The organism is Candidatus Zixiibacteriota bacterium (assembly GCA_034003725.1).
Lineage (GTDB): Bacteria > Zixibacteria > MSB-5A5 > GN15 > FEB-12 > WJMS01.
Genome location: JAVEYB010000017.1, coordinates 1 through 11,921, shown reverse-complemented (window position 1 = coordinate 11,921; position 11,921 = coordinate 1). Strand labels below are relative to the sequence as shown.

Sequence of the window (11,921 nt, the reverse complement as noted above, 5' to 3'; positions counted from 1 at the left end):
GCGGCCTGTTTGCTGACTCTCTTGTATGGATCCGGACTACTCGCCCTGCCCGGGCCTCTCGAAACTCGAGCCGCACGCCGGTGCAACCGTCAATTTGAAAATCTGCCTGACGACATCGGGAGAAACCGACGGCCCCTGGGCCGAACAATGCTCGGAGAAAGACGCAATCAATCCGCCGGCGATGTCCTCCGGGTGACGACCTTCGATCTCGCTGCGGTGCACCGCGTGCACCAGTTTCCCGTTTTTGAACAGAAACACCGACGGCGACGAGGGCGCAATATCGGGCATGTATTCACGGGCCTTTGCAGTCGCGTCCATGTCCACCCCGGCAAAAACGGTTCCCATCCGATCCGGGATCACCTCGTGCTGAAGCGCCAGCGCCACTGCCGGACGCGCCATCCGGGCCGCGCAACCACAGACCGAATTCACCACCAGCAACGACGTTCCCTCCCCGTCCGCCAGAAACCGGTCAACCGCGGCGGCCGAGCTGAGGGGCTGTACCCCAATGTCCTGCAATTCCTTCCACATGAAAGCTACCGCTTCCCGGTCGTACCGTGACGGCATCATAACATCAATCCTTTCCATTTCTGATCTCCCCGGACCTCCTGTGCCCAATTAACAGCAACTCCGCCGTTTTGATCCCGACATTCGTCCTATTTTGGATTTCATTAATCCATTTTATGCCGGGGCGGCCACCTCAGCAATGTCACATTCTTGAGACAAAATAGGTCCAATCAGTAAACAATTTGAGCGTGCCTGCGTTTAAGGGAAATACGTTTACGAGAACATACCCTGACAATGAAAAGGAATATGAGGTTATGACCCCGACCCTTCGGCTCATCCGCCGCGCGATCCTGTTCACCCTGACACTGACCGTTGGCTCACCCCTGCTCGCCCAGGGACCGCCGCCGACACTCGTTGTGACCGACCCGGTGATCGAACGCGAATTCCATGATCAGATCACCCTGATCGGCCGCACCGAGGCGAAGATCACTAGCAGAATCGTTTCCGAAGTAGCCGGCCGCGTAGTCGCGATAAACGCCGCCGAAGGCAACCCGATCAAAGCGGGCCAGCCGCTGGTCACCATCGACACCAGCCGCATTGCCCTTGCTCTTCGCTCCAAACAGGCCGAGTCGGAGCAGGCCCGGCAGCAGGCGCTGTTGGCCGAACAAAACCACAAACGCGCCGAGGAACTCTTCTCACAGAAACTGATCCCCGAAAGCACGATCGACTCGGCGCGCGCCTGGTCCGTCTCCGCCGAAGCCCGGTTCGTTCAGCTCGATGCCGAGCGCGCCAAACTGGCGCTCGACCTGGATCAGTGTACGATCCGCGCCCCTTACTCCGGACACACCCTGCGACGGGTCGTCGATGTCGGAGAATGGGTGAATGTCGGCACGCCCGTGTACGAGATGGTCGATCTGTCCTCCATCACCGTAACCGTCGACCTGCCCGAACGCCACTACGGCCAGCTGTCGGTCGGCAGCTCCGTGACTATCGAAGCATCCAACATTTCGGACGAAACGCTCACCGGAAAGGTGACCGGTATTGCCCGTTCGGCTGCCTCCGAAACACATACGTTCCCCGTCATAATAACGGTCCCCAATGCCGACCGCTTTCTCGCCGGAGGCAAACTCGTCCGCGCCACCCTGAATCTCGATAACCGCTTCACGAGCCTCGCGGTCTCGAAAGACGCCATCGTTCGCGATGGTTCCATGACGATGGTCTACACCGTTCACGAAGGCAAGGCTGCCCCCATTATGGTGCAGGTGAAGTCTGCGGACGGGAAAATGGTCGCGGTCGCCGGAGAAGGACTGATGACCGGCATGCCGGTCGTGGTGCGCGGCAATGAACGCATATTCCCCGGCGCCCCCGTGCGAACCGACCAGCCCCAGCCCGGCTCCGAAGGCGACGGCGAGGTGCAACTGTCAAGCAACGGTGGCGGGCGTCCCGCCGCCCAGCCGAAGTAACACGAGGTTGCCGTCGTGAATATCATCAAAAACGCCATTCAGTATCCGGTGACCGTCACCGTCGGCGTCCTTATCGCCGTGCTGGCAGGTATCATGGCCATCACCGGCGTGCCGATCCAGTTAACCCCCGATGTCGAGCAGCCGTTTATCACCGTGTCGACCTCCTGGCCCGGCGCGTCGCCCGAAGAAATCGAAAAAGAAATCATCGACAAGCAGGAAGAATACCTGAAGTCCGTCGAAGGTCTTGTCGAGATGAATTCGTCTTCCGATGACGGTCAGGGCAGCATCACCCTCGAATTCCCGGTCGGAACCGATATCACCGGCGCCGTTGTCCGCGTGACCAATAAGTTGAACGAAGTTCCCGAGTACCCGGAAAATGCCGACCGGCCGGTGGTCACGTCGTCCGGTCAGATGGAAAACGTCATCGCCTGGTTTACCATCAGCGCAACCCGCGACGGCGTGTATGTGCCGCACATGTTCTCGCTTGTCGACGAGATCGTGAAGCCCCGCCTGGAGCGCGTCACCGGCGTGGCCGCCATCAACGTGTACGGCGGCCTCGATGAGGAACTGCATGTCACGTTTGATCCGGAACTGCTGGCCTCGTCCGGCATTACCATCAACGAAGTGATCGCCGCGCTGCGCTCCGAAAACCTCGATATCTCCGGCGGCGACTTCGGCGAAGGGAAACGACGCTACGTCGTGCGGACCATCTCCCGCTTCGAGTCGCCCGACCAGGTGGAAAAAACGGTCATCACCGTTCGCAACAGCATACCCATCCGAATCGGCGACATCGCGGACGTGTCTTTAGCCTACAAGAAACCGGTCGCCCAGGTGCGCCATCTGGGGCGGCCGTCGATGGCCCTCAATGCCCAGCGGCAGATCGGCGCCAACGTGCTCGAAGTCACCGAAAACCTGCTCGAACAGGTGGACAACATCAACCGCGAGATTCTCGAACCCCGCGGTCTCAAAATGGCCAACGTCTACAATCAGAAGGGGTATATCAACTCCGCCATCGACCTCGTCTTCGACAACCTGTACCTCGGGTCGGCGCTGGCGGTCCTGGTTCTGTTTCTCTTCCTCCGCTCGGCGTCATCGATTCTGATTATCGGCCTGTCGATTCCGATTTCCGTCATTACGACTTTTGTCACCATGTCGCTGATGGGCCGTACGATCAACGTCATCTCGCTTGCCGGCATGGCGTTCGCCGTCGGTATGGTGGTGGACGCCTCCATCGTCGTGCTCGAGAACATCTACCGCCACATGCAGATGGGCAAGCCGCGGCTGCAGGCGGCTGTCGACGGCACGCAGGAAGTATGGGGAGCGGTGCTCGCCTCCACGGTAACTACCGTCGCGGTGTTTCTGCCCGTGGTGTTCATCGAAGAGCGCGCCGGCCAGTTGTTCCGGGACATTGCGATCGCCATTTCGAGCGCCATTGCCATCTCGCTCGTCGTGTCGATCACCGTGATTCCCTCGGCGTCGTCTCGTATCCTCAAGACCTCGACAAAACTCACCAACGGCAAGACCACCCGGCTGGACCGCTTCTCGGCCCATATCGCGCATCTGGTGGATTACGTCAACGCCCGCTGGCAGCGGCGGCTGGCTACCATCGTCGGCATGATCGCCGTGTCTATGGGACTTACCTGGGTGATGCTGCCTGATGCCGAGTACCTGCCCAACGGTAACGAGAATCTCATCTTCGGCTTCATCCTGCCGCCGCCGGGATACAATCTCGACGAAATGGTCGGCATCGCCGAGGACGTCGAGGGCCGGTTAAGCCATCTCTGGGAAACCCCCGCCGATCAGGCAAAGGATCTTCCCGGAGGCGGACTCAGCAACTTCTTCTTCGTGGCGCTCAACAATCAGGCGTTCCTCGGCATGGCGTCGCGCGATGAAACCCGCGGCCGTGAACTGCTGCCGGTCGCCAACGAGGCCCTGCAGTCGATCCCAGGCGCCTTCGGCATCGCCAACCAGCGATCGCTGTTCTCGGGCAGCTTCTCCGGAACGCGCTCGGTCCAGATCGATATCACCGGTCCGGACCTCAACAAAGTGCTTGCAATCGCCCGTCAGGTCTTCGGCCAGGTCGGCCAGATTCTGCCGGGATCGTCATCGCGGCCCATCCCCGGTCTCGACCTTGGCAATCCCGAAGTTAGTGTCTATCCTGACCGCGTTCGCGCCGCCGATATCGGTTTCAGCGCCTCGCAGATCGGTCAACAGGTAAATGCGCTGGTTGATGGCGCCATCGTCAGCGAGTACCGCCACCAGGGCCGTGAAATCGATCTCGTCCTGAAAGGCCGCGACGACTGGACCCGCCATACGCAGGATATCGAACAACTGCCGCTGGCCTCTCCCACTGGACGGGTCATCACCCTCGGCGATCTGGCCACCGTGCAGCAAAAGCAGGGACCGGTGACCATCAACCATGTCGAGCGGCAGCGTGCCGTCTCTGTGCTGGTCCAGCTGGGGGATAACATCTCACTCGAGGACGCTATCGCCCGCATTCAGGAGCAAATCGTCGCGCCGCTTCGCGACCAGAATCAAATCGGCGGCCTGTATGACATCCAGTTGTCGGGCGCTGCGGATGACCTCACCAAGCTGCGGGTGGCCCTGCTGGAGAATTTTCACATGGCCATTATCCTGACGTACCTGTTGCTGGCGGCCCTCTTCCAGTCCTTCACGTATCCGATCGTGATCCTCGTGACCGTTCCCCTCGCCACCTTCGGCGGCGTGCTCGGCCTGCAGGCTGTACGTCTTGTGGACCCCTATCAGGGTCTTGACGTGCTGACCATGCTCGGCTTTGTCATCCTCATCGGAACCGTCATCAACAACTCGATCCTGATCGTGTACCAGGCCCTGCAGCTCATGCGCGAAGGCTACGATCCGCGAAGCGCCGTCAAGGAGTCCGTGCGCGTGCGTGTTCGCCCGATCTTTATGTCCACCGCCACCTCCGTCCTCGGCATGGCCCCGCTGGTTATTATGCCCGGCGCAGGGTCGGAATTGTACCGTGGACTGGGTTCGGTCGTGCTGGGCGGACTTGCACTTTCGTCAGTCTTCACACTCGTACTGACACCCCTCGTCTTTGCCTTCAGTATCGAGGCTGTCGTGAGAGTCAAGTCCCTCTTCGGCCGCCATGCGACTGCGGTCAGCACCACGCCGGCGTTTGAAGAAGAGAGTATTCGGTAAACCCCAAAAGCAAGTCGCCGGACGACCCGCGTCCGGCGACTTCTCAATACGTCGGTGTCAGTCTAATAGGTCTTCTCTATCAGCTGATCCGGAACCCGAAAATACGCCGTCACTCCCCCGGCGTCGACAACTTTCACGATCACATCAGCCGTCGTCTCCGGAGTCCACATCGGCCCGTCGGCAAAGCCCTTCTCGATCGTCGACGGCGGCTCGGAGGACGGCGGCCCGGTGAGGGCGGCCCCCCAGACCACGTCTCCCTGCTTCAACCACACATAGGTGATATCCAGGGCGCCGCTGATGGAATCGCTGTCCACCGCACGCAGCCGCACGACTCCCCGAAGCGGCCGACCGTCCGGCGGCATGTCCGGGCCGGGCATGAAATCCCGCCACAAATACGCCTCCAGCCGTACGTCGTGTCCCCCGACAAGACCCTGATCGCCGGCGCCTTCAGCATCCCCCGGAAGCAGCTCCCCGGAGACGGCCGGCGGCGCGTCACTGCGCTCGTCGTCACTGTCCTGGCTGTTCTGACATGCCACAGCCACCGCCAGTCCAAGTATGATCGCCGGAAAAACCGCACGACCTGTGATCATCCGTATCAGCATGATTGTTCCTTCTCGCTTGAATCCCCGGGCACACCCGGCCGGCGTCTTGCCCGGCTGGTAACTGCCCACTCCTTACAGTATAGCTGATCCGCCTCCCGGTGAAAATGTAAACCTCGTAGCCCGATTTTTGTTATATTGGGCGCCATGAAAGCTCTCGACCCCAGCGCCGGATTCTGGGCCCGGCTCAAACAGCCGTTTTACGCCCTCGCCCCGATGGAAGACGTCACCGACGCCGCCTTCCGTCTGGTGGTCGCGCGCCGCGGCAAGCCCGATGTCGTGTTCGCGGAATTTGCTTCCGCCGACGGCCTGTCATCCGATCGCGGCCTGCCCAACCTCATGCGGCTTCTCTACTTCGATGAAATCGAACGACCCGTCGTCGCACAGATCTTCGGCGAAAAACCAGAAAACATGCAGGTCGCGGCCCGCATCTGCCGGGAACTTGGATTCGACGGCGTCGATATCAACATGGGCTGTCCCGTCAAAAAAGTCGTCCGCACCGGATGCGGCTCCGCCCTCATCGAAACTCCCGCGCTCGCCAAAGAAATCATTCAGGCCGTCAAAGAAGGCGCCCACCCGCTGCCGGTTTCTGTAAAAACCCGGATCGGCTACCGGGAAATCGTCCTGGAAGAATGGCTCGGCCATCTGCTCGACGCTAAACCGGCCGCCATCACCCTGCATCTGCGAACCCGAAAGGAAATGTCGAAAGTGCCGGCGCACTGGGAAGTCATGCCGGCCGCCGTCGCGATGGCCCAAAACACGCAGACTTTGCTGATCGGCAATGGTGACATCCGCGATCTCGACCACGCCGACCGGCTGATCGCAGAAAACGGCATGGATGGCGCCATGCTCGGACGCGCCATCTACGGCAATGCCTGGTTGTTCAATCGCGCGGTGAAACCTCATGACATCTCCGTTCACGACCGCCTCGACCTCCTCGTCGAACACAGCGTGACCTACGAAAACATCTTCGCCGGCCGGAAAAACTTCGTGATCATGCGTAAACACCTGCTCGCGCACACCACCGGTTTCTTCGGATGCCGCGAACTCCGCCAGCGACTGGAATCCGTCACCACTGCCGCCGACGTCCTCGATGCGGTGGCGTGGTTTCGCGAGGCGTTCGATCAGGTCCACGACTTCTCCCGCCACAACATAAGCGCGGCCGCCGCATTCGGCAGCCGCGCCGGGGATTGATAGAATGCGCCGGCGACTAATCGCGCCGACTGCGATAATATGACCGGTACAACCGGTCACGCTCGTACTCCGACATCTCCTCAATCAACTGAATATACTCCTCTTCCAGATCCTTCTGCTGCGCAACCGCCGATGCCAGCTCGTCGAGTATCTGCGCCCGCTCGTAATCGGAGCCGATCTCCCGTAACGCCTGAAGTGTCGCGCGAAGGAACGCCGAGTCCGATTTCCCCTCTTCCAGCACCAGCTCCAAAGCCCGCTTCTTGTCATAGTCCGACGAGATACTCCGAAGAGCATCGACATAACGAAGCCGCAGGTCCGCGTCACGTGCGCACGCATCAGCGATACTCATCAGGTACTCGGCCTTGTCGTAATCCGATGACATCCGCGCCATCGACCTGAGCGCCATCTCGTAAATAACTTCGGGGGTGCGGTCGTCCAACGTCAGCTCGGAAAGCACCCGCCGACGTTCGTAGTCGGATGATATGTTGTCGGCCGCCGCTATATACATCTCCGTCAGCCGGTCATCGCTGCCCGCGGAAGACGCCATCGCGATCAGCAACTCGGCCTTCTCGTAATCTGAATCCATCTCCGCCGCGACCCCCAGTATGATCTCCGCCAGTTCCGGCTCAACCTCGCGACGGAGACCCATCTCGCTTAACACCCTCCGCTGCTCGAAATCCGAATCGATATCCCGCACCGCCAGAAGATACGTCCTCAGGTGCTCCGAATCGGTCGTCACCAGCGGCGACATCTCGATAAGCAGTTCCGCTTTCTCGTAATCCGAATCCATCCGCGATGCTATCAACAACAGGTCGGACACCACTTCGGGATCGACGTCGTCGCGAAGCAACGTCGCCGAAAGCACCCGTCGCGTCTCGTAATCGGATTCGATCGTCGCAATCGCGTCTGCATACGCGCGCGACAAGCCCGCGCCGGTCTGCCCGTACGCGGCCAGCGAAATCAACAGCTCCGCTTTCTCGTAGTCCGACTCCATACCGCGCGATAGCGTTTCGATCAGCGTCGCCGTCTCCGCCTCGGTCAACGGACCGCTCTCCAGAAGCGCCTCCACATACAAACGCTGGACGTAATCCGGTTCGATCATCTTGATCTCGTCGATCACTCCTGACACGCCCTTCTCGCTTCGAATGCGTTTGACCCGCGCCTCGGCGCCGATCCCGCTCGACCGTACGGCTTCGATCAAAATGTCGCCCGCCCACTGACGCGCTCCGTCATCGTAATCGGCCGACCGGCCGTTTTCATAGTACAGATAATCCAGCCCGTCACTGGTCGGCTCGACAACCAGCCGCTGCCGCTCGCGGCCCCTGCGCTCTTCAATCTCGAGATACGCATCCTTCGACATGCGCTTCACGCCGCGATCGTCGTCCGTAAACTCGATCTCACCCGCGTACTCGATAGTGAGACGGTGATTGTCGTCGCTGACCACGATCCTGGTCACTCCGTCTTCGTCGGTGATTGATGAAATTCCGCGAGACAAAGATCCAAACAGCGACTCGAAACCCCCCCCGGAACGCCGCGAGTACGATGCCCGCGCCGACGGCGCCCCGGGCACATCCGGCACCGAGGGAACCACGGGGACAGAATTCACCGACGCCGCTCCCGGCGCCGCAGGCGGCCGCGGGGGCTCGGGCTGAGGATCCCCCTCCACCGCCGCGTACTGTCTCTCGTCCCAGCCGTGTTCCGCAACCGGTGTCCATTCACCGACCTGCTCGTCCGCCGCCCATGCCGGCGTAAAATGCTCGATCAGGTCGTCATACGATATGGTGGCGCGCGGTATCGCGACCACCGACGGCGCCTGCATCAACAACACCCCGCCCGCCATGATCGCGAAAATCACCAGCGTCAGCGCAACTCTCGGCAGACCCGTCGTTACCGTTCGGTTCTTGTTTAACAACATGGAAAACCTCGTGAATATGTGCTTTTTCGTCAGCACGGCTCCCGACGACAAAGCCAGCCGCCCGCCGCCGCGCTCTATAGCTGCCAGCTTCGCCAGCGTCCGCGCGTACGCGGTCGGCGTCCGAAGGCGATTGACCACCACGTCGTCACAGGCCAGCTCCCGATACAGATCAAGTTGCTTGACCAGCCAGAAAACCGCAGGGTGGAACAAGACCGCAGCCACCACCAGCTGCTCCGCCAGCCGCGCCCAGTCGTCACGGCGATGCAGGTGCGCCAGTTCGTGGAGAAGTATCGAATCAAGTTCTTCCGCACTCAACTGCGCTACCAGCGATTCCGGCAGCAGTATCGTCCCCCGACCAAACCCGGTCGCCGCCGGTGTCGACAGCGCGTCGCTGATACGGACCGTTACGTTGCGGCGACAGCCGGTCAGCCGACACCAGCGCTCCAGACGGCTGTGCAGCCCATCCTCGGCAGGCAGACTTCGCGCAAGTATCACCCGAACACGGTAGTACGCGGCGCCCAGACGAACCAGCAGCGCCGCCGCGACCGTCATCCAGAACACCACGATCCCCACCGGAAGCAGCCCGTACACGATATCGACCCACGACCGCTCCGCGCGGCCGCTCTCCGCCGCTACCGACGGCGACGTCGTTAGTCCGTCCCTGTGGATCGATACCTGTTCATCTGTCGTGACCTGAAGCTGGTCATCCGATAACCGTGCATCCGCTAACCGCGGTGTCGTCGCAGGGAACACACTCTCATCGAGCGTACCGGCGTCGCGACTGAAAACTGCATTGCGACTGCGCCCGGCGGCGCGCTCCTGAACCGCGTCCCATCCAACCATCGCCGCCGGCAGCAGCACGATTGTCGCCAGTACCACCCAACAGATGATATATCGCGCCCGGGCGTTAAACAGCTCCGTGTACCGAAACAACAATCCGGTCAGCGCAGCGAGCGCGATCGACGGCGCGAGGCTGTCCACGATCGCCTGCAGCCAGACAACGGACATCTCCGTGATCGAAAGATAAACGGCTTCCATTCTCCCCTCCTATGTCCGCCGGGCCGTGTTTTCTGAGTGGTCGATCATCTGCCGAAGGCGCTCCAGATCGTCCTCGGACAACGCTTCGTTCTCCAGCAGGTTGACCATCAACAGCTCCGGAGAGTTGTTGAAGAGGCTTTTGAGCATGTGCCGAATCGCACGGGTGCGCGCCTGCGAGCGATCGACCACCGGAAGATAGACATGTGCGCGCCCAACCTTCTCGCGGCGAAGATACCCCTTCTGCTCGAGAATGCGCATCATCGTCAGAATCGTATTGTAGGCCAGGCGCTTCGAGCCCCGCTGCGCCTCGGCCACGCTGTTGACCGTCGCCCTGCCGAGATCCCAGACCACATTCATAATCCGCAGCTCGGCATCGGTGAGAGTCGGGGTTTTGTGACGAGCCATACGTAAAAACTTCCGCCAACTTTTAAGGAATTAGGATTTCTTCCCCTGTATACGGACCCCGCCCGAAAAGTTGTACTATTTTTTTAGTTTTTTGCGGATTTTTCCCCCGAGAGATCGACACGAGAACCGCCAACTCATTATGACCCAATAAAAAGGCCCGGCAATTCAAGAATCGCCGGGCTCGGAGGTGGTGAGCGCCGTTTCTGCCCCTTACGCGCCCCCGTCAAGGAACGTCGTCCGGCGTCACCCCCTGGATTTGTACGAAAACGAGATCGCGTTCTCCGGACAGGTCCCGATACACTCGCCGCACGACGTGCAATCCGGCACCACCGACTTTCCGTCCACCAGCTTGCCGATTGTCGGACACGGGCTCTTCTCGGAACAGTCACCGCAAAGCGTGCACGCGTTATGATCCACCCGGATCTTCCCTGGGGTGATTCGTTCCAGAAGCCAGCTTAGCGCGCCCACCGGGCACACCGCATAACAGAACGGGCGATACAGCACCAGCGACACGAGCACGAGGATGACCGACATGATGATAAACCATGTGTCGACCTGCCAGTGCAGCAATTCGAAAAAGTTCACCGGATCGTACACGCTGTACGCCGAATAGGCCGCCCACATGCCGACCCCGGGCTGCCCGCCGACTTGCTCGGCCAACCCCGCTACCTGCGCACTGACGGCGAAAAACGTCAGGAAAAACAAACCCAGCAGCGCCAGCCGAAGCGTGTTAAAGGCGGTGAAATTGAAATTCTTGATATGCCACTTGTGCGGAATCTTGTTAATCAGCTCCTGCACCGCACCCAGCGGACATACCCAACCGCAGAAAATTTTCCTCGCCACTAGGCTGAGCGCCATCATAACGAGGAATAACCCGAGAAACTGCGGGAAAAACGCCCCGTGCGTGAACTTGAACATAAACAATTTCGTGGTCGCGCACATCGGCGATGGGTGTAGCGGGAAAATGAAATCCAGGCCGTACAAGACAAACGCTACAACCAGCATCCCCACCCGAATCGTCGTGTTTATCTTCTTCGCGAACAGCAATACAAACGCAACGACCGCGAGAATATAAATCCAGATATACTTCCAGCTGGTCAGAAAGGTCATCAGGGTGGGACGTTTGGTGGCGGCCGCCTGTTCATGCTCTTCGTGATTGTCCCGGGTCGGCGCCGCTACCTCTTCCGTGGAATCCGCAAGATGACGCTGATGTCCGTCTAGCGTCGCGGCACTATCTGCCGCATCCACCGTCAATGAATCGGGAAAGGCTGCCGCCGCCAGCAGGCAGAAAAAGGTCAGGGTCAGCAGCAAAAAAACGGAGAAGTCCTTTGGTGTCTGCATACTGACGCAACGTAACAAAAATGGGGTATTTTGTCAATAATTATGCACCTCCTCCCTGTCGCATCCCTCACCCCTTGTCCTGCCCGCCCGCCGCGAACGTCGGGGTTCGGTCAAATCGCACCGTCTCCCCACCCATTTTATTCGCCACCTGCGTTCTACCCGTAGGTCAGCTCCGTTTGCACATCCACCAACTCGTCAAACTAAACAAACCTCTCCCGCAAACGGTGCTGACACCACCACCCCTTCATTCCGTTTCGTCCGGTGCCCACCCGCCGTGGCGAA

Annotated in this window: 8 protein-coding genes; 3 read left to right on the top strand and 5 right to left on the bottom strand. The window is 60.2% G+C overall.

From position 1 onward, the window contains the following. Positions 1-36: 36 nt before the first annotated feature. Positions 37-585 carry a BrxA/BrxB family bacilliredoxin gene (locus RBT76_14600; protein ID MDX9859013.1) on the bottom strand — a complete coding sequence of 183 codons (549 nt, stop codon included), beginning with the start codon at positions 583-585 and terminating at the stop codon, positions 37-39. Positions 586-818: 233 nt separating this feature from the next. Between RBT76_14600 and RBT76_14595 the strand changes: the two genes are divergently transcribed. Next, on the top strand, positions 819-1,967 hold the full coding sequence (locus RBT76_14595; GenBank protein ID MDX9859012.1) for an efflux RND transporter periplasmic adaptor subunit: 1,149 nt from the start codon (positions 819-821) through the stop codon (positions 1,965-1,967). Between the two features lie 15 nt (positions 1,968-1,982). Then, positions 1,983-5,147, top strand: coding sequence for an efflux RND transporter permease subunit (locus RBT76_14590; GenBank protein MDX9859011.1), 3,165 nt, complete (start codon positions 1,983-1,985; stop codon positions 5,145-5,147). Positions 5,148-5,209: 62 nt separating this feature from the next. Here RBT76_14590 and RBT76_14585 read toward each other — a convergent pair whose 3' ends face one another. After that, a complete protein-coding gene (locus RBT76_14585) occupies positions 5,210-5,749 on the bottom strand; it encodes a hypothetical protein (protein MDX9859010.1) in 540 nt (179 codons plus the stop codon). A gap of 144 nt (positions 5,750-5,893) precedes the next feature. Between RBT76_14585 and RBT76_14580 the strand changes: the two genes are divergently transcribed. After that, positions 5,894-6,940, top strand: coding sequence for a tRNA-dihydrouridine synthase (locus RBT76_14580; GenBank protein ID MDX9859009.1), 1,047 nt, complete (start codon positions 5,894-5,896; stop codon positions 6,938-6,940). Between the two features lie 16 nt (positions 6,941-6,956). On the opposite strand, the gene RBT76_14575 is transcribed toward RBT76_14580, so the two are convergent. The 3 genes from RBT76_14575 to RBT76_14565 form a co-directional block, all read right to left on the bottom strand. After that, on the bottom strand, positions 6,957-9,893 hold the full coding sequence (locus RBT76_14575) for a M56 family metallopeptidase (GenBank protein MDX9859008.1): 2,937 nt from the start codon (positions 9,891-9,893) through the stop codon (positions 6,957-6,959). A gap of 9 nt (positions 9,894-9,902) precedes the next feature. Beyond that, positions 9,903-10,298 (bottom strand): BlaI/MecI/CopY family transcriptional regulator, encoded by a 396-nt coding sequence (locus RBT76_14570; GenBank protein ID MDX9859007.1) that lies wholly within the window; start codon positions 10,296-10,298, stop codon positions 9,903-9,905. Positions 10,299-10,541: 243 nt separating this feature from the next. Then, positions 10,542-11,639 carry a 4Fe-4S binding protein gene (locus RBT76_14565; protein ID MDX9859006.1) on the bottom strand — a complete coding sequence of 366 codons (1,098 nt, stop codon included), beginning with the start codon at positions 11,637-11,639 and terminating at the stop codon, positions 10,542-10,544. Between the last annotated feature and the right edge of the window lie 282 nt (positions 11,640-11,921).